Source organism: Frankia sp. AiPa1, from assembly GCF_023243075.1.
Classification (GTDB): domain Bacteria; phylum Actinomycetota; class Actinomycetes; order Frankiales; family Frankiaceae; genus Frankia.
Genome location: NZ_JALKFZ020000163.1, coordinates 30,376 through 51,613, shown reverse-complemented (window position 1 = coordinate 51,613; position 21,238 = coordinate 30,376). Strand labels below are relative to the sequence as shown.

The 21,238-nt window shown below is 69.9% G+C and carries 19 protein-coding genes; 13 read left to right on the top strand and 6 right to left on the bottom strand.

Translation table 11 applies throughout. The annotated features are described in order from the left end of the window. Window positions 1-403 precede the first annotated feature (403 nt). A complete protein-coding gene (locus tag MXD95_RS19040; protein ID WP_250642021.1) occupies window positions 404-1,324 on the bottom strand; it encodes a hypothetical protein in 921 nt (306 codons plus the stop codon). Between the two features lie 654 nt (window positions 1,325-1,978). Further along, window positions 1,979-2,824: a TIGR03619 family F420-dependent LLM class oxidoreductase gene (locus tag MXD95_RS19035; RefSeq protein WP_250642020.1), complete on the bottom strand. Its 846-nt coding sequence runs from the start codon at window positions 2,822-2,824 to the stop codon at window positions 1,979-1,981. 306 nt (window positions 2,825-3,130) lie between these two features. On the opposite strand from MXD95_RS19035, the gene MXD95_RS19030 reads away from it, so the two are divergent. The 6 genes from MXD95_RS19030 to MXD95_RS19005 all read left to right on the top strand — a co-directional run bounded on the left by MXD95_RS19030 (window position 3,131) and on the right by MXD95_RS19005 (window position 9,093). Then, window positions 3,131-3,418 (top strand): EthD family reductase, encoded by a 288-nt coding sequence (locus MXD95_RS19030; protein WP_250642019.1) that lies wholly within the window; start codon window positions 3,131-3,133, stop codon window positions 3,416-3,418. 197 nt (window positions 3,419-3,615) lie between these two features. Next, the gene (locus tag MXD95_RS19025) at window positions 3,616-4,185 is read left to right on the top strand and encodes a class I SAM-dependent methyltransferase (protein WP_250642018.1); all 570 of its coding nucleotides are present in this window, start codon (window positions 3,616-3,618) and stop codon (window positions 4,183-4,185) included. A gap of 25 nt (window positions 4,186-4,210) precedes the next feature. After that, on the top strand, window positions 4,211-4,540 hold the full coding sequence (locus tag MXD95_RS19020; protein WP_250642017.1) for a hypothetical protein: 330 nt from the start codon (window positions 4,211-4,213) through the stop codon (window positions 4,538-4,540). A 34-nt stretch (window positions 4,541-4,574) separates the two neighbouring features. After that, window positions 4,575-7,493: an SUMF1/EgtB/PvdO family nonheme iron enzyme gene (locus MXD95_RS19015; protein WP_250642016.1), complete on the top strand. Its 2,919-nt coding sequence runs from the start codon at window positions 4,575-4,577 to the stop codon at window positions 7,491-7,493. Then, the gene (locus tag MXD95_RS19010; RefSeq protein ID WP_250642015.1) at window positions 7,490-7,786 is read left to right on the top strand and encodes a hypothetical protein; all 297 of its coding nucleotides are present in this window, start codon (window positions 7,490-7,492) and stop codon (window positions 7,784-7,786) included. The genes MXD95_RS19015 and MXD95_RS19010 overlap by 4 nt, the downstream gene beginning before the upstream one ends. A gap of 5 nt (window positions 7,787-7,791) precedes the next feature. Continuing rightward, window positions 7,792-9,093 carry a hypothetical protein gene (locus tag MXD95_RS19005; protein ID WP_250642014.1) on the top strand — a complete coding sequence of 434 codons (1,302 nt, stop codon included), beginning with the start codon at window positions 7,792-7,794 and terminating at the stop codon, window positions 9,091-9,093. 142 nt (window positions 9,094-9,235) lie between these two features. On the opposite strand, the gene MXD95_RS19000 is transcribed toward MXD95_RS19005, so the two are convergent. After that, the gene (locus tag MXD95_RS19000; RefSeq protein WP_250642013.1) at window positions 9,236-10,138 is read right to left on the bottom strand and encodes an alpha/beta hydrolase; all 903 of its coding nucleotides are present in this window, start codon (window positions 10,136-10,138) and stop codon (window positions 9,236-9,238) included. A 741-nt stretch (window positions 10,139-10,879) separates the two neighbouring features. Between MXD95_RS19000 and MXD95_RS18995 the strand changes: the two genes are divergently transcribed. Next, window positions 10,880-11,296 carry a hypothetical protein gene (locus tag MXD95_RS18995; RefSeq protein ID WP_250642012.1) on the top strand — a complete coding sequence of 139 codons (417 nt, stop codon included), beginning with the start codon at window positions 10,880-10,882 and terminating at the stop codon, window positions 11,294-11,296. A 301-nt stretch (window positions 11,297-11,597) separates the two neighbouring features. Here MXD95_RS18995 and MXD95_RS18990 read toward each other — a convergent pair whose 3' ends face one another. The 3 genes from MXD95_RS18990 to MXD95_RS18980 all read right to left on the bottom strand — a co-directional run bounded on the left by MXD95_RS18990 (window position 11,598) and on the right by MXD95_RS18980 (window position 14,547). Further along, window positions 11,598-11,924, bottom strand: coding sequence for a hypothetical protein (locus tag MXD95_RS18990; protein WP_250642011.1), 327 nt, complete (start codon window positions 11,922-11,924; stop codon window positions 11,598-11,600). Between the two features lie 211 nt (window positions 11,925-12,135). Next, window positions 12,136-13,341, bottom strand: coding sequence for an isopenicillin N synthase family dioxygenase (locus MXD95_RS18985; protein WP_250642010.1), 1,206 nt, complete (start codon window positions 13,339-13,341; stop codon window positions 12,136-12,138). A 123-nt stretch (window positions 13,342-13,464) separates the two neighbouring features. After that, window positions 13,465-14,547: an aromatic ring-hydroxylating oxygenase subunit alpha gene (locus tag MXD95_RS18980; protein ID WP_250642009.1), complete on the bottom strand. Its 1,083-nt coding sequence runs from the start codon at window positions 14,545-14,547 to the stop codon at window positions 13,465-13,467. A gap of 674 nt (window positions 14,548-15,221) precedes the next feature. On the opposite strand from MXD95_RS18980, the gene MXD95_RS18975 reads away from it, so the two are divergent. The 6 genes from MXD95_RS18975 to MXD95_RS18950 all read left to right on the top strand — a co-directional run bounded on the left by MXD95_RS18975 (window position 15,222) and on the right by MXD95_RS18950 (window position 21,235). After that, a complete protein-coding gene (locus MXD95_RS18975; RefSeq protein ID WP_250642008.1) occupies window positions 15,222-15,989 on the top strand; it encodes a type 1 glutamine amidotransferase domain-containing protein in 768 nt (255 codons plus the stop codon). A gap of 375 nt (window positions 15,990-16,364) precedes the next feature. Next, window positions 16,365-16,790, top strand: a complete 426-nt coding sequence (locus MXD95_RS18970; RefSeq protein WP_250642007.1) for a MarR family winged helix-turn-helix transcriptional regulator — start codon at window positions 16,365-16,367, stop codon at window positions 16,788-16,790. A 143-nt stretch (window positions 16,791-16,933) separates the two neighbouring features. Next, window positions 16,934-17,104, top strand: a complete 171-nt coding sequence (locus tag MXD95_RS18965) for an antitoxin (RefSeq protein WP_250642006.1) — start codon at window positions 16,934-16,936, stop codon at window positions 17,102-17,104. 198 nt (window positions 17,105-17,302) lie between these two features. Beyond that, complete coding sequence (locus tag MXD95_RS18960) at window positions 17,303-18,712, top strand: phosphotransferase family protein (protein WP_250642005.1); 1,410 nt, start codon at window positions 17,303-17,305, stop codon at window positions 18,710-18,712. A gap of 205 nt (window positions 18,713-18,917) precedes the next feature. After that, window positions 18,918-19,343: a MarR family winged helix-turn-helix transcriptional regulator gene (locus MXD95_RS18955; RefSeq protein ID WP_250642004.1), complete on the top strand. Its 426-nt coding sequence runs from the start codon at window positions 18,918-18,920 to the stop codon at window positions 19,341-19,343. Then, window positions 19,343-21,235 carry an MFS transporter gene (locus tag MXD95_RS18950; RefSeq protein WP_250642003.1) on the top strand — a complete coding sequence of 631 codons (1,893 nt, stop codon included), beginning with the start codon at window positions 19,343-19,345 and terminating at the stop codon, window positions 21,233-21,235. The genes MXD95_RS18955 and MXD95_RS18950 overlap by 1 nt, the downstream gene beginning before the upstream one ends. Window positions 21,236-21,238: the final 3 nt, after the last annotated feature.

Sequence of the window (21,238 nt, the reverse complement as noted above, 5' to 3'; positions counted from 1 at the left end):
CACGCCACAAGGGCCGAAGCGCGGCGCGGACCATGACCAGGGCCTGGTGACCACCGCCAGCTCATGACCGGGTCCTGGTTACCCACCGCCATCTGATGCTGTTTCCCCCTCGTGGGGTGTTACGCGGAATCAATCGGACCGCCGTGGTTCTACTGACCGGTTTCGTGTCCGTTTTGCCCTACCAAAGCGACCACAGCCCCCGACTGGCCCGTCGTCTCGGTCGCTCCGGACGGCGGCGCCGCACCGCCGTCCGGAGCCGGGCAACGACCCGACCTACACGTTCCGCGACCACCTGCGTCAGGTCGGCGGCGTCATCGAGGCGTGACCGAGCATCGCAGTGCGCAGGCCCGGTCCTTGAGGGTGGGTCGACGCTGCTGGCGGGCCACCGAGGGCTGGTGGTCACTCACCGGTCGGCGGGAACGGCCGTGAGAGATCCGGACTGCGGGTCCACCGCGATCCCGGCCTGGGCGTCGACCAGGTAGGGCGCGGCTCCCGCCGCGGCGGCGCGGTCTTTTCCGGTCCGCGCGTCGAGGATGACCGGGCCGTTCTCGGTCTTTCCGTACACGGCACCGTGCCAGGCGGTGGTGACGGTCGGCGCGACCCGATTGGCGTCTTCGTCGGGCAGGGACCACAGGTACGAACCCGACGTCGCGTCGTACGCACCCGTCCAGGTGTTGCCAGGATCCCGTTTGAAGCAGACGGTGACAGATCGCCCATCGTATGCGCAGGCGACCCCATTGAATGCTCCCACCAAGGTTTCCTTGGTCGCGCCGGTGGCAACATCGATGATCTTCATTGAGTCGTCCTGGCCGGCGTTGTCCAGGATGGCGTGCACAAAATGTGGGCCGGCCGGATACAGTGCGACGGTCACATAGGTTTCCTGAGGCTGTGTCCACCGGGTGGATCCGTCCTCGACGGAGCGCCCCACCACCACGGTCCGGTACTTGTCGTGATCGTATTCGATGCCGATCACCACCGAACTGGCGACGACCTGCGCAGCGAAACCAACCTGCTTCCATGCGACCTTTCCGCTGGCCAGGTCAAAGGCATAGGTCGTGCTTTCGCCTTCGTTGGAAAGACTGTCTTTGTCGAGCAGGCGAGTGATCAGGGTGTGGCCGTCGGTCCAGACGGGTGCGGCTGTGAGCCTTCTGTACGACTTGTCCGCCCAGGCTTCCACCGGTACCACTGCATGCCATACCGGCTCCCTGGCCGCCGTGTCGGCCCCGACGACCTCGAGACTCCGGTGGCCCGGTGTTGTGCCGCTGCCCGGTACCTCCACGGCGAATGCGGCGTAGACCCGGGTGTGGCCGTCCGCGGTGGCCACCAGCGGCGGCTCGCCCCGTTCGTCGTCGGAGTGACTGATCGGCTTACCGGCCGTCGGTGACGCCAGTGTCTCGGACAGTCGGCCGGTGCGGGTATCGATCGCGGCCAGGTAGTCGGGGGTGGCGACATAGGCCGTGCTGCCCGCGAGGGCGAGTGGAAGCTCTCCGGTTGGGTCGCCGAGGCCGCTGACCGACCCGGCCACACTCGGCAGTGGCACCGCGCCGGTCGGGTTGAAATGGGACGGTGGGTCGAAGTCTCGGACGGGGGCTGCGGCCCGCCTCCCGCTGCCGCCCCCAACGCTGCCGCCCCCGACGCCGCCAGCCGAGGTAGGCGGCCAAGGGGCGGCCGACGAGGTTGCCGCGGTGTCCCGCACTCGCGACTCGAGGCCGTTGCCGCAGGCGGCGAGCACCGCGCTGGACGCCAGTGCGGCCAGCGCGCAGATGATCGCGAGGATGCGTCGGATTGGACGCCTCACCCTGTCACGGCCCCTTCGTCGACTTGACCGCATCCGCCGAATGCGTGACGCGCATATTGCGTACCGTTGCGTGGCTATCACATCGGTGGGGGCATATCAGCGCCTACAGTGACGAGAGCCACATGAGAACGTCATGATCCCTGGTATCGCCTGCGCTCGCGTCTATGTGGGGCGGGACGGTCAGCGGGGGAGGTCGGCGTGGCGCTCGAGGAACCTCTCGGCCGCGTCGGCCGTGCGGCTTGGGGTGGCGAAGACGAGGAACCGGTCCACGCCGAGGTCGGCCACCTGCCGGGCCGTGTCGGCGCTGATGTCGGCCGGATTGGCGTTCATGAAGGTGATCTCCAGTCGGCCGAGGCGTGCCGGGCGGTCGACCTCGCCCGCCGCCTTCTCCAGCCCGCGCAGGCCCTCCACCAGGCCGTCGACCGTGCCCGCGAAGAACCAGCCGTGGCCACGTCCGACCGCCCGGCGAAGCGCCGCCGGGCTCTGCCCGCCGATGATGATCGGTGGCCCGCCGGGTGTCACCGGACGCGGTGCGGCGATCACATCGGCGAAGTCGACGTACCTACCGTGGAACTCGGGTGCTTCGTCCGTCCACAGTGAGGTCATCGCGTCCAGGTACTCGTCGGTGCGCGCTCCCCGTTGGGTCGGGTCCACGCCGACCGCGCGCATCTCGGCCGCCTGCCAGCCGGGGCCGACGCCGAGCAGTAGCCGCCCGCCGCTGAGCGCGTCGAGACTCGCCGCCTGCTTGGCCAGCACCAGCGGATTGCGCTGCGGCAGGATCAGGATGCCGGTTCCCAGCCTGAGCCGTTCGGTCACCGCCGCCACGTACGACAGATGAACGAGCGAGTCGACGATGGGATCGGCCGGCCCGTTCGGCCCGTCCTGCGGTGCCGACGCCGGCATCACCACGTGGTCGCCCGTCCACCAGGATCCGTAGCCGAGCTGTTCGGCCCGCCGGGCGAGGCGCGCGGTGTCCGCCCCCGTGGCCGCGACCGAGATGTTCACTCCGTGCACGCCGAGTTCCATGGTCCTGCTCCCTGGATGCGTGGATCGTGGTCCGGGTTGTACATGGTCAGCTCCTCCTGGTCAGTGCCTCCGAGGCCGGCCGGCATTCCATCCCGGCCGATCTATGACCCATGCCACATGGCGACTGATGGCTGGCCGAAGGGTCGGCCGCGGCTGCCCGGCCGCGGGTCCGCTGACCTACACCGGCACAGTGCCGAGCTCTCCGGGCGTTGCTGATCAGGTATTTGTTGAGCAGTCAGGCCAGGATGGACAGACTGGACGAGACGTGCGACACATGCCGCGCGCCTCGAGCTGCAGGAGGTCGCAGTGATCCGGTGGACCATCACCTACCCGAAGACCGAAGGCGCGACGTTCGACCACGACTACTACCGCGACAAGCACATCCCGGCGTTCGCCGCCGCGCTCAACCGCTCCGACATCGAGATCACCCGCGGCATCGATGGCCCCGAGGAGGCCACCGCGTCCGTGACGTTCGAGTCGGTCGAGGCGATGCGGGCCGTCCTGGCGAGCACGAACCTCAAACCGCTCCTCGACGACCTGCCGAACTACAGCACCATCACCCCGAAGATGCAGACCAGCGAGATCGTCAGCTGACGTCGGTCCGGTGCCTGCGGGGTCCGGTCTGGCCTCCGTCCCGCCTCGAAGTCCGGTCGGCCCGCACCCGCACCCGCACTACTACCTCGGGCGGCGCACCGGAATCAGCGACGGTGACCGTTGTAGTCTCATGTGGGAGTCGATCGGCTACTATCCGTCTGGGTAGGCGGGCGGAGGTGGTGCGGAGGTGGTGGAGCATGGGCGAGCAGGCAGGCGGAGCGCACGACGCGTCCTGTGACCACAGCGCCCCTGCCGCCCAAGGCGAGGCGGGGCAGCTCGCCGGCCACGACCGCGGCACGGCGGGGTGGACGCGGGACGAAACGCGGGCACATTACGAGCGGTTGGCCGGCGGGTATGACCAGAACTGGGATTACGGCAGTGGTTTCGTCGACTGGATGGCCAGGGAGATCAGCGGTGCGCTCGCACTGACCGCGGCCGACCGGATCGCGGACATCGGCTGCGGCACCGGACTGTACACCAGGCGAGTGCGTGAGATCGTCAGACCGGAAACGCCAATTCTGTGCGTCGACCCGTCGGCGGCCATGCTCGCGCAGCTTCCCGCCGACCCGGGACTGCTCCCTTTGCGTGCGTCAGCCGAGGAACTGGCTGGCTCCGAAATGCCCGAAAAAGCAACAGACGTCAAATTCGTGACGGGGGGGGGGTGCGGGATCTGGGCTGCTGGATGCAATCCTTATAAAGGAGGCCCTTCATCACGTCTCCGTCGCCGATCGCCGTCGCACCATCGCCGGGCTCGCGGGGCTTCTTGATGCGAACGGGCGTCTGCTCGTCGTCATGCTCCCCACCCGAATTTGCTATCCACTGTTCGCCGCCGCGCTGAAGCGGTTCGAACAGCTCCAGCCCGATCCCGTTGATGTTGCCGACGCCATGCGGGCGGCCGGGCTCTCGGCGGAGCTCGCCTATCATGAGTACGAGCTGAGGATCCCGCGGAGCCGGTATCTGGACATGGTCCGGAATCGGTACATGTCGTTGCTGTCTATGTTCGACGACGCCGAGATCGCCGCTGGCCTCGCGGAAATCGCGGCCGCTCATCCGCAGGCGGAGTTCCGCTTTCCCGACCGATTTGCCTTCGTGCTCGGTGTCCGCCGAAGGCCCGAGCCGTGACCGGTCCCACCATCGCGCAGGGGAGGCCCGCACCGTGACCGAGTCCGTCGACGAACGTTTGCGTCGGCTGCAGGCCGAGCTCAACGGACATGACCGGATCGCCCGGCACCTCGGCCTGGACTTCACCCGGCCGATCAGGTCGCTCGGCGACGGCTACCCGGAGAACACCGTCTCCCTTGTCGGTAAGATCGCCGAACGACTCCTCAAGCAGCTCTGGACGCATCACCAGATTCCCGGCGACCCGAACGGCAAGGCCCTCAACGACCTGATCAAGGGCTGCCGACCATATATACGTAGCACCGGTGTCATCAACGCGTTCACCGACATTCAGCGGCTGCGCAACCGCTCCTCGCACGACGGCTATGACATCGCCGAGGAGGACGGGCTGCTCGCTGTCCGCCGCCTGCTGGACGTTCTCGACTGGTTCACCGGCACCGGGGTCGCGGCCATTACTGGTGACGCCCCAGACCTCGACCCGCTCGTCGCGCGGAAGGCCGAATTTCTTGCCGGCCTGTATGCCACACTCGGCTACCGGGCGATCAAACGGTTCAACCTGTCCTCAAGTACCGTCTACCAGCTGTTCTGCCGACAGGTGGGCTTGCAGGCCGAATATGTCGAGCTCATGCTGAGCCGCAGCCTCGACGAACTGAACCAACTGCTGGCGTCCACCGGGGGCGAGCTGCTCGACACTCAGCTCCCCAAGCACACCCGGTTCCTGCTGGTCGACGACGAGCCGGCGATGTCCGTCGCCCCGTTCGCCGACGGCGAGATCAGAATCATCACCTACGACCGTTTCATCGAGCGGATCATCGACGTCCCGTCGCACCTGGCGGCCCTCACCGTACGCTATCCCGCAGCCACGCCAGAGCCGGGGCCAACGCCGATGCCTCGGGCATCGCCCGAGCAGGAGGACGTGCCGCAGACAGCGCCCGCACCGCTCCAGATCGCCGGTGAAGTACTCGCCACCGACCAGAGCACCGGCGAGATGACGGTGACGGAGGCATCGGACGCGGTCCAGATCCTGCGCCGCCTCGTCGAGGCATCGGCGAACGCCCTGGTCATCGGCGGACCGGGCAGCGGGAAGACGACGTTACTCAAAAGGCTGGTCGTCGATGGTGGACCACCGGCGGCCCACCGCTACCGCTTCTACCTCGACATGAGTCTCAAGGAGCCGGACGAGGACTTCGGCGAGTTCGTTACCCGAGTACTGCGGCCCTACCTGGACGTTCCCCGCAACCGAGTCTTTGACGTGTTCCTGTATCTGATCCGGTCGGGCTCGGTACTGTGCGTGCTCGATGCGATCGACGAGGCAGTACGGGGCACGAGCCTCGCCGCTTTCCTCGATCTGTTCGCGGACGTCGCGCAGGCGATGTCAGCCGAGTCGACGGTGGTGCTCGCGTCTCGCTACTCGTTTCTCGCGGACTCGCCCGAGGTCCGCCGCCTACTCAACAGCTCATCCCTGATTTCCGAACGTATCGTGCAGCAGTTGCACGCTGGCGGCGTTGATCCGCTGGATCTGCCGCGGTTCAGCGTGATCCGGCTGGCGGATCTGACGTTTCGGGTGGGCGAGCGGTCCTTCCAGGTCTCACCGCTGCAGCTGCGCCTGGCCCAGCAGACCGGGCGCCTTGCCCGGGGCGGATCCGGCGGCAGTGCTCCCACCGGCCGCCGTCTCCCCAACGGCGCTGGGGAGATCGGCGAGGACGCGGGCAGCCTTGCCGGCTTGGTCGCCGAGCGGTTCGGCCAGATCCTGGCCGTCGAGGGCCTCGCCGAGCTCGGGCCCACCCTGGAGTCGTACCTCGGGCCCGCCTACCTGGCCGACCACACGGTGTTCACCCTCGCTGACCTCTGCTCCCACCTCGGCATCGACTGTTTCACCGACGGACGCGTCACCTGGGAGAACTTTCGCCTCGCGCCGCTGTTCCGGCCGGCCGGCAACGGCGACGTCGCGCTGGTGCATACCGTCTTCCAGGAGTACCTCGCCGCCCGATTTCTGCGTACCGCCGCTGGTCGGGAGGCCGCTGCCGGGCTGGACGAGCCGATCCTCACCGAACAGGTCCGGGCTTTTCTCACTCATCTCGGCACCGAGCCGCCCCCGGTCCCCGAATATCAGAGCCCCGGGCAGAGGGCTGCCGTGCCGCTCATGTCCGACTCGTCGGCCTCCGCTGATCCGCTGGTGGCAGACGACCCGCCAACGCCCGGCCGTCCGATGCCGGCTGGGCCGGTGGAGCCGGTGCTTCCGGCCGGCGCCTATCTGCTTGGGCCGAGCCACCGGCTGTTGCTGCGTCGGATCGAGAGTCCGGTGCGGTTCGACGAGTTTCCCGTCACCGTCCGGCGTTATCGGGCGTTTCTGACAGCTGTTGCCGAGCGGGGCTCCGGGCGGTGGGACCATCCGGATACCCCGCCCGGCCACAGCCACGAACCGTGGCAGGAGCGATTGCGTAATCCCGCATATCTCACCGATCCGCAGTATGCAGACCACCCCGTCGTCTGCGTGAGCTGGTGGAGCGCCTACGCCTTTGCTCGGTTCGAGGGCAAACGACTGCCGACCAGCATCGAGTGGGAGGCGGCTGCTCGTGGCACCGACGGACGGCTGTTCCCGTGGGGAGATGAGCTCGACCTGGCCGCGGTCAACTGCGCCGACGCCTGGAGTGGTCATCCGTTGGTGACCTACGAGGTCTGGAAACAGGAAATCGACTCCGGGCGGCTGCGGGACTGCGCGCCGACCTCGGTTACCGATCATCCCGCAAATGTTTCGCCGTTCGGCGTACGAGGAATGGCCGGAAACGTCTGGGAGTGGACGTCGAGCGTGTTCGATCAGTTGGGCTCCGCCGTCATCTGCGGTGGTTCCTACGATAATCCCTATCGAGCGGTTCAGGTGAGCTCCAAAGCGCTCTACGTCCGACGTGGGAGCAGCAACGCGGTCGGTTTCCGCTGTGTCCGGGAGATGCCATGACCGATACGACGGCGAGCCTGCCGGCCGAAGACGTAGCGGCCGGTCAACGGTTCGGCCGGATGGTCGAACGCGAGCAGTTCGGCGCCGGGCCACACCAGGTGACGGCGACCTATGTCGTGCGCGACGATGTCAGCGGCGAGCTTCATGGCTTTGATTACAGCGACATCGTCACCGAAGGGTTCCGTACAATCATCATCGGTGAACGAGTACGGTTCGAGGTTGATGAACACACCAGCCGCGCCCGTTTCGTCATCCGGCTCGACCTGCCTGAGGTCGACGAGTTCTACCGGTAGGCCGCATGTCCCGACAGTCGTTCGCGGCGTTGTTCCCTGCCCGGATCACCGGCCCACCTGACTGGCCGGTCGGCCCTCTGCCGCTGCGCTGGCAGGAGGTGCAGGCCACCGCCGCAGCCCGCGGCAGCTATTTCAGTGCGGCCTGTGCCCGCATCCTCTACGGAACTGCCGAGGGGCCGAGGCGCTGGCACTGTCACATTTCTGCGGGCGAAGGCGCCCCGACCGGGGATGGGGGCGGCATCATTCCCCGTAGCGACCTGCTCCCGGCGGGAGCGGACTACGGGATCTTCGGTGTCGAGATCGTCCTGCCCTTTCCGGAACGGCTGGACCAGGCATTTGCGATCTTCCACGTGCGGGTGTCAATCAGTGGGATCGGTAGTCTCGATCTCCTGCGGGCGGTCGCCGGCCGCCGAGCGAGCCAGATCAACCCACCCGATTTCGCTGGTCTGTTACCCGCCTGGGCCTGCCTGACCCCGGCGGCACGAGCATTCACCGTCGCGTTCACCACGCTGCCGGGCGACGAGTACCTGAACGGCGAATTCCCGGACGGTCAGGTTCCGCTGCCCGTCGGCGCCACCCGAACAGGATCCTGGAGCGCGGCCGACACGTGGCTGTGGCACCTGGCCTCCCGGACAGCCGGCGTCGATTACCCACCTGACCCCGAACATGCCGACCGGCTTCTGGCCGGGCGGGTCGTTCTCTCCGCCGACTGGCGCGGCCTGATCACGCGGGACGGCGCCGCCTTCCTCGGCCTGCGTCCGGACGTTGGACCCGCCGACCCGTTCTTCGGCTTCGCGCAGCTCTACACGCACACCACCTATGTGGACGCTCTCGTCATCGGAATGGTGCAGCACGGCAGCATCACCCAGATGATCGATGATGCGGCCCGGGCATTCGACGCCGATGACCTGCCCCGCCACCTCGCCGCGCTTGAGGAGCGCACCGCCCGCTTCCGCAGCATCTACTGGCTGCGGGACGCAAGCTCCCACGGCCCGGCCAATGACATCCTCACCGCATACCAGGAACAGCACCGTCTGCCCGAACGGTTCGAGGCGGTGCTCGGCGAGATCGTCGACCTCAACCGGATCGCCCAGGCCCAGGAAGGTCAGTACGTCAGTGCCGCCCTCGGCGTGCTCACCGTCGTCGGTCTGCCATTCGGTGCCGCGTTCGCGGTGCTGCAGGTCCTCGGCGACGGCTCGCCCGCCGACCTCGCCATCGCCATGGCGGCTGCCCTTGCCGGTTCCGGCGCCCTGCTCCGCACCCGCTTTGGGCGCCTGCTCCTACGCTCCCTGCGTACGCCTGGCTAGGCGTGGCGCAGGCGCAGGCGCAGGCGCAGGCGCAGGCGCAGGCGCAGGCGCCAGGGGCCAGGGGCACGCGCGTCTCGCCCCGGCGGGAGGGAGAACGGACGAGCCGCACCGCCGCCCCATCGCCGTTGGGCCCGCCTCGCAGTTACCCAGGGGTCCGGGCGAGGGCGGTGCCGACGAAGGTGAGCTGGGCGGGGGCGACCGAGCGCCAGTAGCCGGGGGTGTGGCCACCGGCGCCGAGGCTGTACTCGGTGGGACGTAGCTGCGTGACCGCCTCGCGGGAGACGGCGGCGAACGGGTCGGAGCTGCCGCAGTCGATGCGGTAGGCAACGCCTGGTGCGGGCCCGGCGCCGAGGACGCGGTGGGCGGCGAAGTCGGCGGACGAGTCGAAGGCGCCGGGGGCGCTGGCGGCGTAGGTATGCCACATGGCCGGGCTGCTCGCCGCCGCGGCGACGACCAGGTCGGGGTGGCGCCGGGCGAGCAGGAGCGCACCGTAGCCGCCCATGGACCAGCCGAGCGCCGCAATCCTTTCGGCGCGCATCCCCGCGGCGGCCAGCCGGGGCCGGACCTCGTCGAGGATCATCGCCTCCGGGTCGTCGCCGGAGGCGCGCCGGTGCCAGTAGGCAGTGCCCCCATCCAGCGTCACCAGCACGAACGGCGCGACACCCGCGCGGATCGCCGCCGGCAGTAGCGTGTCGAGTCCGAGCAGCCCGACCGAACCGCGGGCGTCGTCGCCGCGCCCGTGCAGCACCAGGCAGACCGGCAGGTCACGCGCTCCACCGGCCGGAGCCACGACCACCATCGACACCTGCCGCCCCCGCGCCGCACTGGCGAACGAGGTCGCGGTCACCACCGCCGGCCCCGACGCCGCCCGCTGCGTACGCCCCGCCCGAGTGTCCGCTGAGGCCTGTGTCCCGCTGCCGGCGGGCGGCGATCCGGTGGTGCCGGTGGTGCCGGCGACCGGGGCCGAGGTGGAGGCGCATCCGGCGATCGCGACATCGCTCAGGGCAGCGCAGGCCGTCGTGGCCGCTCCGGTGATCAGTAACATTCGCCGGCTTGGTCGCATACCGACGATGCTCCCAGCCGACGCGCCAGGCTCACCGGTCGGATCGGGCCTGGGCTGCCGGGTCGGGCTAGGTTGTTTTCTCGTGGATGTCCGGCTCGCGGCCGGGTTCACCCGGTGAATCTCGCTGTCCGTGATGGGTGCCGTTGCTGGTGCGCGGGGATGTCGCTTCTACCGGGCAATCTGCCCGATTTGTCCCTTCGTAACCCGGTAGAAGCGACACGGAGGTTTTCCGGGGCCGAGCCGCCGTCGCGCGCAGCAGCGGCGAGGAGGGCGGTAGCGGGTCGGCGGTGGGGACAGTGCTCGCTGGTCGTGACGACCGGAGCTGACGGTGACGGCAGGGGCATCGTGCGCCACCGGGCACCGGCCACCGGCGGCCACCGGCCACCGGCGGCCACCGGCCACCGGGCACGTCGGACGGTGCGCGTGCCGCCGAGGACGTCGGACGTGGTCCGAGCCCGACCGGGGATCAGACGGGAACCGGCCGGTCTGCTGTGATGGACCATCATGATCGGCGAGGAAAGCCATAGGCGGGCGTGGTCGGACCGGGCTTGGCTGGTCGGGTCGGGCGGGTCAGGGGTGGGCTGCCTACCGGATGGGGCTGGTTGTCCGTCGTCCTCGTAGCCGGTGCCGGAAGGAGGAAACTGGCACGTGGGTGCCAGGGGTGTCGCTATGGAGCTGACCACTGTTGGTCCCGCGGCCGTGGTTGTCAGGGACGGTGGTCGGGTGACCGATGATGACGACGACTGGGCTCCGCCCCCCGTGCACCACGGCGGCGGGTACCCGGTGGTGGCTGCGGCGGATGCCTACAACGAGGCGGCGCAGGCCTTGACGGCCGGGATCTGGACCCCGGACATGGACGAGATCGATGCGGCCGTGACCATCCTGCACCGGATGGACGTTGGCCAGCGCAGCCCCGACATCCCGCTGCGCCGGGTCGTCCACCGCGCGCTCGACGAGACGTATCCGCTGCTGACCATCTGGCGAGGCCGCCCGCTCTACCTCTACGCGGCGCTGAAGACCGTCCAGTTGCTGGCCTCGGGGCCGCCGAACGAGCAACACGTCGCCGAGGCCCGGGTCGCCTGGGACCGCCTCGGCGATCTTCTACGTGCGGTGACCGCAACGGTCGGCACCGGCCTCTGAGCGGTTCGGCACCGGCCTCTGAGCGGTTCGGTACCGGCCTCTGAGCGGTTCGGTACCGGCGCGAGCTGTGGTCGGCCCCGCACCTGGGGGGTATCCGACACAGACCGCGCCAGCGGTGGGGCCACCCCCGCACGGGTGGCCCCACCGGGCCCCCTTGCCGCTGTGTTCGTCAGTCGGCCGCCGGGAAGGCGCAACCATCCCGGCGGCCGGTTCGTTGCCATTGGTTCTGGTCCGGATGGGCCAGGTCGCTATCGGTCGGGTCGCTCAGGACCCGGGCCAGGCTGGTCAGACGTGGGCGAGTTCAGGTCCCGGTGGAGCTGGCCCGGGCGTCCGGACGGTCGGCGAGTAGGTGGGAGGCGGCCGCCGCGGCGGCGGTGACCGTGAGTACGGACGGCCAGGCACCGAGCTTCTTTGCCAGGGGATGGGACGCTCCGAAGGCGGTCAGGTAGGTGCCAAGCAGCACGCCGGTGAGGGCAGGCCCGCGGGTGCGCAGCCAGGAACGCCCGCACACGGCGCCGGCCGCGGCGAGCACGACCCCGCCGAGGGGCCGTCGCCCGCTGAGTCGGGCGACGGAATATCCGCCGACGAGACCGGCCGCGACAACGGGTGCGGTGGGTACGGAAGCCATGCCCGCACGCTACGCCCCGGTGGCACCGGCTCGGCCCACCGTGGCCGCGGCGGGATAAGTGACGCCAATCGGTACGATCATGAAGGGTCGGCGTGCCCGAAAGCCGATGGACCGACAGTGGCCACCCCTGGTACCGGGCGAGCGGGGACGGGGGCCGAGAGCCCAGCGCCGGGCAATCGGGGTGGGGTGTCGGCGGGATCCAGGGCGGGGGTCAGGTGCTGGCCCGGCCGGTCGTGGTGGACGTCGCGGCGGACGTGGACAGGGTGCGCGGGCCGAGAAGCTTGGCCAACAGATGGTTGGCGACGGTCTCGGCCGGGTAACGGGCCGGGTTGTCGCCCGAAACGCACGTCGGCAGGCAGTCGACGATCGCGTCGTGATTGCCCTCGTGGAAGAACGCGATCGAGCGGCGCAGCGCCGGCCCGCGCTCGGCCACGGGTGGGGGGACGACCCGGTGCAGCGTGGAGCGCCACCGGTCGTTGGTCCAGCGGGCCAGCAGGTCCCCGATGTTGACGACGAACGCCCCCGGCGCCGGGCGCACCGGATGCCATGCCCCGTCCGGGCCAAGGATCTCCAGACCGTCCACGTCGTCGGCGAGCAGGATGGTACAGGCGCCGTAGTCCGTGTGGGCCCCCATCCGCAACTGGCCCGGCGCCGGGTCGGGGGAGCCGGGCTGGCGCAGGTAGCGGTTGGCCCGCATCACGTTCGGTGCCCGTCCGGTGCGGGCGGCGAAGAAGTCCGCTGGTAGGTCCAGGGCATGGGCGAACGCGGCCATCAGCCGGCTCGCGAGCGCGGCGAGCGCGTCGAAGTACGCCGTCCACACCGTCCGCATCCGCTCGGGCCGCGCCGGCCACAGGTTCGGCGCGAACATCCGGTGCGCCTCGGCCTCGTAGTACGGATCACCGGCCGGCCAGCTGTCGACACCGATGTTGAACGCCTCGAACAGGTCCGGGAGCGACTGCTCGGCGCCCAGGCTGTATGCCAGCGCCTCACTGCCCAGCGGCGCGTAGCCCCGGTTCACCTCCGGCCGAGGCGGTCGCAGCGCGAGCTTCTCCTCCGGCGGGAGATCGAAGAACTCGGCGGTGACGGCCAGCATCTCGGCGATCAGATCCGCCGGCACCCCATGCCCGACGATCTGCGCGAACCCCACCGTCCGACACACCTCGTCAAGATCCCGCGCCACGGCCTCCCGCGCCAGGTCGTGCGGTGGGCTGGCATTGCGCGAGATGGCCTCGCCGGCGTCTGCCATGGCCTCCCGCCTGGCCGCCTGGCCTTCGTCCGAGCCGCGAGTGTGGTGCTGGGCGGTACCGTCGCCGCGGCTGGTTTCGTGGCCGGTGCGGTTGCCGTCCGGCCGAACCCAGGACGAGATGTCGACGACGGGGACGATCCCCGCGTCGGCGGATGATCCACGGTCTGCCATCGGCCCCTCCTCAGCCCAGCCACGCACGGTAGTGCGTTTTCGTTACCGGCCTGTGTCGAGCACACCGCCGATACTGTCCGCGGCGCGGGCGGGCGCAGGGGGTGGCCCGCCCGCGCGGGGCGGTCAGACGCCCGGCGCCGCGCCGAGGGCCGCGTCGACGGCGCCGTGCCGGTGGTGCAGGCCAGGCTCGTTACGGCCGAAGACCAGCTCGGGGCGGGCGCCGGAGGCCAGCGCTCGCTGGATCTCAGCGGCGAGTTTGTAGTCCTCGTCCCGGACCGAGATGTGGGCGTAGTCGAAGATCTCGCCGGCACCGATACGCATCGCCTCGTCGGTGAGGTCCATCGGGGTGGCGTTCTGGTGGTAGGTGATCGACTGTCCCGGCGTCTGTCCGGGGTAGACGCGAAACACTTCGCCGTTGGCGACCGTGCAGGACAGAACGATGTTCGGGAACAACGCGTAGATGACCACCAGATGGTTCAGCGGCTGCCAGCTGTCCTCCGGCTGATCGGCGATGTCCGTGATGTTCCGCAGCGGGAACACCAGCCGATGATGCGGACCATACGCGTCGAACAGGGCGCAGTTGCTGCGGGCGAAGCTACCGAAGGTGTCCCGGTGGACGGTCGCGAAATGGTAGTTCTCCGCGAAGGTGTCCAGTGCCAGCTTCCAGTTGATCGGTGCGTCAAGCGACTTCTCGCCGACCGACGACCAGCTTCCGACGTTCCAGGAGGCGAGCTCGGGCCCGAGTTCGCCGAGGTGCGACGCGATGTCGAGCGGGCCGTCCTGCGGGCGCAGGCCCACCCAGAGGAAGCCGGCGTACTCGGCCGCGGGCAGCTCGGTCAGCCCGGCGCCGGGGGTCAGCGCGGTCGGGAAACCCTCCCGACCAGGGCCGCCGACATACCGACCGAGGTTGTCGTAGGTCCAGGCGTGGAACGGGCAGACGAACCGCTCCGCCTCGCCGCAGCCCTGGGCGACCGGGGCCGCACGGTGCGCGCAGACGTTCTGGAAGGCCCGGACCTGGCCGTCGGAGCCCCGGGTCATCAGCACGGGAACGTCCATGACGGTCTTGGTGCAGTAGCTGCCTGGTGTCGGCAGTTCGGACCGATATCCGACAAGCTGCGGAGCGCGCCGAACCAGTTCCCGCTCTTGCTCGAAGCGCTCGCTGTCCGTGTACGCGCTGGCCGGCAGGCGACGTTCCGACGCCGTCATGTCCGTTGTCCGGTCCGTTGCGACTTTGAGTGCCCGTCGAGTCAGGTCGATGAGCTCGTAGCGGTCTATCGGAGGCCTCCTCGGGTATGCCGGACACGAATGGGGGTGCGACTACGGCGGCGACGCAGGATCGTGCTGCCCGGGTTGGAACGAAATAGTATGTGGCCGTCATAAGTTGCCCATGCGCCGGGATACGTCCTTGTCCTGACAGGCAAGAAGGCGTGGCATTGCGTACCATGTGCGGCCCGCCCCCCGCCCCCCGCCGCATCGTGCGGCTCTGCGTCAGAATGCGGATGCGAAGAGTGAGATTCGCCGATGGTTCGGGTGCGATTCCGCGGATTTTGGCGGCGATCCGCGTAACGGACAGTGCGGCGGGCAGGCGATGGGCGACAGGGCGATGCCGCCCAGATGGCCGCGGAGTTGATGGCGGTGAGGACGGGCCCGCGCGGAGTGCCCGCAGTGGTCCGGACGAGGGTCCCCAGTGATCTTCCGGTGAGCTTCGACAGCTTGTGACGAAGCAGACGCGAGCGGAGGCCGAGCGCGGATCACGGGTCACGCATCACCGCCGCGGGCCTCGGGCAGCCCACGGACTTGGCGGGCCAGACCCGCTTCGTCCACGGGGGCTTGGTCGCGGGCAGGCACCGCTGTCCTCGATGTGGAGGGAGAACACACTCATGGCACACGACCTCGCGGGAACCCGGGTTGCCTTTCTGGTCGCGCCGGAAGGCGTCGAGCAGGCTGAACTCACCAGGCCCTGGGACGCCGTCCGCGATGCCGGCGGTGAGCCGGTGCTCGTGTCCACCCAACCCGGGCAGATCCAGGCGTATGACCATCTCGACCGGGCCGACCAGTTCGGTGTCGACATCACCGTCGAGGCGGCCGATCCCGCCGACTTCGACGCGCTGGTCCTGCCCGGAGGCGTCGCCAACCCCGATCAGCTGCGCACCCGGCCCGATGCCGTCCGGTTCAGTCGGGCGTTCTTCGACGCGGGCCGGCCGGTCGCGGTGATCTGCCACGGTCCGTGGACGCTCGTCGAGGCCGACGCGGTGCGCGGGCGGCGGATCACCAGCTGGCCGAGCGTGCGCACCGACCTGCGTAACGCCGGCGCCGACTGGGTTGACGAGGAGGTCGTCGTCGACGATTCCGGGCCGAACACCCTGATCAGCAGCCGGCGTCCGGACGACCTCGAGGCGTTCTGCGCGGCCATCGTCACGCACGTCCGCCCGGCACGCGACGGCGGCTCCACCCGTTCCGGCGGCTCCACCCGTTCCGGCGGCACTACCCGTCCGGCCGGTGCAGGACTGCGGGATGGCGAGGCGGCCCGTCAGGTCGCCGGCCAGACGTCCGCGGACCGACGAGCCGCCGATGTCCTCGCACGGGAATCCGGCGGCGCCACCACCGACATCGAGGCCGCCCGGGCCGGCGCCGACGACCTGCGCTGACACTCCTCTCGCGCTGATGCCCTGTCCCGCGCCCGCGCCCGCGCCTCGCCGACGCCCTGTCCCGCGCCGACGCCTCGCGCCGAACGCCGGCCGTTCTGCCCCAGCGATCGACCGCCGCGCGATCGCTACGCCCCGGAGTGAGCTGTCGAGCAAGATCCCGTTAAACAGGTCGTCGTGGGGGGCAAATCGGACGCGAATGCCCCCACGGCGACCTGTTTGAATCTTGAACTATGGCGGCCCGAGGGTTTTCGTCACGGACCGTGACTTTCTTTCCGCTGAATGGTGCCCCGTTGCTGCGAACCAACTGGGTACTGAGCATGGCCGTGCGCCGCCCCCGTCTGTCTGCTACGGCGAGACCGGGACCGCGGTGCCGAGGTGCGCTCCCAGGACGCTGGCCTCGCCGAGGCGCTGGTCGACCTGTCGCACCACGTCCTGCACCTGTTCGCCGACGCGGGTCGCGGCCACGGTCTCAGCCAGCAGCAGGTCGAGCTGCTCTGCGCGGTGATCGTCCGTGGGGCGGTCGGGATGACGGAGCTCGGCCGGCTCCTGCATGTGGAGAAGCCGAACCTGAGCAACCTCACCGATCGGCTCGAACGCCGTGGCCTGGTCGTCCGTTCACGCGCCGCCCATGATCGACGCGCCACCGAGGTGACACTGACCGATGAGGGCACCGCGGTCGCGATGCGCACCTACCGGGACGTCGCCGCGCGGGTCCGCACGCTGCTCGAGCGCGTCCCGCAGGCCGAGCAGCAGCAGCTTGCGACCGTCGCCCGGCGGATCGTCCACGACGAGCCGGCCTGACTCCGCCGACGGCGCGACCCGGCAGCTTTCCCCGCGAAGCCAACCGTGAGATCGGTATCGTGCTGGACAGCAGCGCTGGAGATGACACCCGCGTCCGTACCGGGCACGTGGGTGGGCAGGTGTTCCGACGGAGGGGGCGTTCGATGGTTGACTTCAAGGGCGCGTTTGACAAGCTGGGTGATCTGGCCGAGAAGCACGATGACAAGATCGATAATGCGGTCGACAAGCTCGGTGACGTGATCGACGACCGTACTGACCACAAGCACACCGAGCACATCGACCGTGTCGTCCGCGAGGTGCAGGACCGCACCTGACCGGGCCGGTCGCCCGGCTCCGCCTGTCCGTCCGACCGCCTTGCCGGCCGTGTGCCTGTCTGTCTGCGTGTGTCTGTCTGCGTTTGCCTGTCTGACAGTGGGCGCATCCGGCGGTGGGTATCCGACGGCGCGTGACCGCTCCACCCGGCTCACGCGGATCGGGTCGGGTCGGCACGTTCCCGAGGAAAGGTGGCCGTGGTGGCCGTCCCGTCGCAGCTCGACCCGGAACTCCTACGCGCCCGGCTGGCCGCCTGGCTTGCCGACCATCCACCCGGCGCAGGGGGCCCGGCCGTACCGCCCGCGGTGCGCTGGGAGTTGGGGGAACCGGAGACGCCGCGTGAGCAGGGGCTGTCCGCTGAAATGGTGCGGGTCACGGCCTACCAGATCGGGGCGGATGGCGAGCGGACCGCGTGGCCTTTGATGGTTCGCTTCGCACCGGGCCGCTACCGGCTCTACCCCTGGGCCAGGTTCGCCGAGGAATGCCGGTTGGTCGAGATCCTCGCCCAGCACACCGATATCCCGGTGCCGCCCGTCCACGGCTACGAGCTCGATCCGGCCGTGCTGGGGGCGCCGTTCCTGGTGATGGGCTTCGTGGACGGACAGGTTCCACCGGATATCCCGCCGTACCACATGGGCGGATTTCCGTCGGACCTGTCGCTCGACGCCCGGGCCCGAATCTGGGACGCGGGGCTCGCTGCCATGACCCGGTTGCACCGACTGGACCCGGCCGAGCTCGGCCTCGAGTTCATCGATGACGTGTTCGTCAGCCAGGCATCCGCCGGCCAGGCGGTCGGCGGCCAGACGGTCGCCGGCGGGATGGACGGCGGCGGGGTGGACGGGAAGAACGTGGCGCAGGCACGGGCGGAGCCGGGAACGAGGACGGGCGCCCAGGCCGAGCCGAGCACGCAGCCGGGCCCGGAGCTGGAGCCGGAGCTGGAGCCGGGGTCGGCATCGGGGCTGGGCGCGCAGCTGCCGCGGCAGCGGGAGCAGGGACCGGGGCCCGAGGTACCGCTTCGCGGCCTGTTGGGCCAGCTGGACGTGTACGAGGGTCACCTGGACTTCTTCGCCCCGGCGGACGACACGGCCGCGACGCTGCGAGCGGCCTTCGCGTGGCTGCGGGCGCATCCGCCGGCGGAACGCCATCCGGCCAGGCTGCTGTGGGGGGACGCGCGGATCGGCAATCTGATCTTCCAGGATGAGCGCGTCGCGGCGGTGCTCGACTGGGAGATGGCGGCGCTTGGCCAGCCCGAGTCCGATCTGGCCTGGTACCTACACCTGGATCGCCATCTCAGTGAGGGGGTCGGGGTGACGCGCCTTTCCGGGCTGCCCGACCGGGAGGCAACCGTCGAGCGTTACGCGCAGCTACTCGGCCGGCCGTTGGAGGACCTCGACAGGTATCTGCTGTTCGCCTCGGTGCGGCACACCCTGCTCGCCGCGCGGGTGACCCGGCTGGTCCGCGAGCACGGCCTGCTGCCACCCGACCAGGTTCCGCCGATGGACCTGTTCGCCGCCGACCTGCTCGCCCGGGTCCTCGACGAGACGCGGGCCCCGCACGCGACCCGACGTCCGTACCAGGCCCGCGATCCCTACCAGGCCCCCCGGGGATAGTCGACCTCCTGCCGTCCGCTGTCCTCCGCCTCCCGTCGCCGTCCGTTGCCGACAAGTTGTCAGCCTAGGTTTATCAACCTAGGCTGAAGATATGTTCTCGGGAGATGCGCAAGCGACGGCTGGCGTGGCAGCCGCGGCCGAGACGGCAGATCCACCTCATGTGGCCAGCACGGCAGCTGCGGCCGAGACGGCTGAGACAGCCGAGGTGGCCGACGTCCGGCGGCTGGCTCTGGCGCTACGCCTGAGCGTGGGGATACTGATCCGGCGGATTCGGCAGGTGTCGCCGACGGGCGGGCTGACGATTCCCGAGTCGGCGGCGCTGGCCCGGCTCGACCGCGGCGGCCCGGCGACCTCGGCGGCGCTGGCCCGCCAGGAGCAGATCAGCCCGCAGGCGATGGGTGCCACCCTGGGCAGCCTGGAGGCCCGCGGTTACCTCGAACGGCGCCGGGATCCCTCCGACGGCCGGCAGGTGATCCTCTCGGCGACCGAGGCGGGGCTCGCGGCGCTGAACAGCCGGCGGGACGCGCGCACCGACCTCATCGCCGACGTGCTGGCGGGGTTCACCTCGGCCGAACTCGAGCGGCTTGCCGCCGCCGTGCCGCTGCTCACCAGGCTCGCGGAGAAGCTCTGATGGCGGCCAGCGCCCGGGCGGCGGAACGAGGCCCCGGTCGTCCCGGCAGGGGGCGCGGATCCCGCGGACCGGCCGCTACCGACAGTCGCTACCGGTGGGTGGCGCTGTCGAACACCACGGCGGCGGTGTTCATGTCGGCGCTGGACGGGTCGATCGTCCTCATCGCGCTGCCACCGATCTTCCGCGGCATCCACCTGGACCCACTGGCCCCGGGTAACGTCGGCTACCTACTGTGGATGATCATGGGGTATCGCCTGGTCCAGGCGGTGCTGGTCGTGGCGCTCGGCCGGCTCGGGGACCTGTTCGGCCGGGTGCGGATCTACAACCTGGGGTTCGCGGTGTTCACCGCGGCATCCATCCTGCTGTCGTTCGATCCGTTCGGCGGTGGTCACGGGGCGTTATGGCTGATCGGCTGGCGGCTGCTCCAGGCGGTCGGCGGCTCGATGTTGACGGCGAACTCGGCGGCGATCCTCACCGACGCGTTCCCGGCCGAGCAGCGTGGCTTCGCGCTCGGGGTGAACCAGGTGGCGGCGCTCGCCGGGCAGTTCGTCGGCCTGGTCGCCGGCGGTCTGCTCGCGGTGCTGGACTGGCGGGCGGTGTTCTGGGTCAACGTTCCGGTCGGCGTGTTCGGAACGCTCTGGGCATACCTGCGGCTCAAGGAGACCGCGCCGCCACGGCGCACGATCCGTCCGCGCATCGACTGGTGGGGCAACATCACGTTCGCGGTGGGTCTGTCCGCGGTGCTCATCGCCGTCACCCTCGGCCTGCAGCCTTACCACGGGCACGCCATGGGATGGACGAACCCGGCGGTCCTCGCCCTGCTCGGCGGGGGACTGGCGCTGCTGGCGGCGTTCGTCGGCATCGAACGCCGGCATCCCGACCCGATGTTCCAGCTCGGGCTGTTCCGCTCCCGGGCGTTCACCACCGGTAACCTCGCGGGCCTGGCAGTGGCGATCGCCCGCGGCGGCCTGCAGTTCATGATGATCATGTGGTTGCAGGGGATCTGGCTGCCCCTGCACGGATACGACTACGACGACACGCCGCTGTGGGCGGGCATCTATCTGCTGCCGCTGACCGTCGGCGTCCTGCTGGCCGGGCCGCTCGCGGGCTACCTGTCCGACCGGTTCGGCGCCCGGGGCATCGCCACGTCCGGGATGGCGGTGTTCTCGGCGAGTTTCCTCGGCCTGATGCTGCTGCCGGTCAGCTTCTCCTACTGGACGTTCGCGCTGCTCATCGCGGCGAACGGGATCGGCGCCGGGATGTTCTCCGCGCCGAACTCGTCCGCGATCATGGGCTCGGTGCCGGCCGAGCAGCGCGGTGCGGCCTCCGGGATGCGGGCGACGTTCCAGAACTCGGGCACCGCGCTGTCCATCGGCGTGTTCTTCTCGCTGATGATCGCGGGCCTCGCGGCGACCCTGCCGAGCTCGCTGTATGACGGGCTGCGCGACCAGGGAGTCTCGGCGTCCGTGGCGCATCACGCGAGCTCGCTGCCGCCGGTGGCCTCGCTGTTCGCGACCGTGCTCGGGGTGAACCCGGTCGAGCACCTGCTGGCCGATGACGGCGGCCTGTCCGCGGTGCCGGCCGCCCACCAGGCGACCGTGAGTGGCCACGCCTTCTTCCCCCAGCTACTGGCCGGCCCGTTCCACCACGGCCTACTGATCGTCTTCGGCGTCGCCGCCGCCCTCGGCGCCCTGGCCGGCATGTCTTCCCTTCTACGCGGCGCCACCCCGCCCCGCCCCATCCACCCCACCAAGCCCGACCAACAAGAACCAACCCAGCCCGCCCCCGCCCCTGGCGCCGGCGCCGTCCTCGGCCGCGTCCCGGCGAAGGCTCGCCGTCCGGTGGGCGGCGGTGTGGGGGAGCGGCTGCCGGATGTCACGGATCGGGTCTGAGGG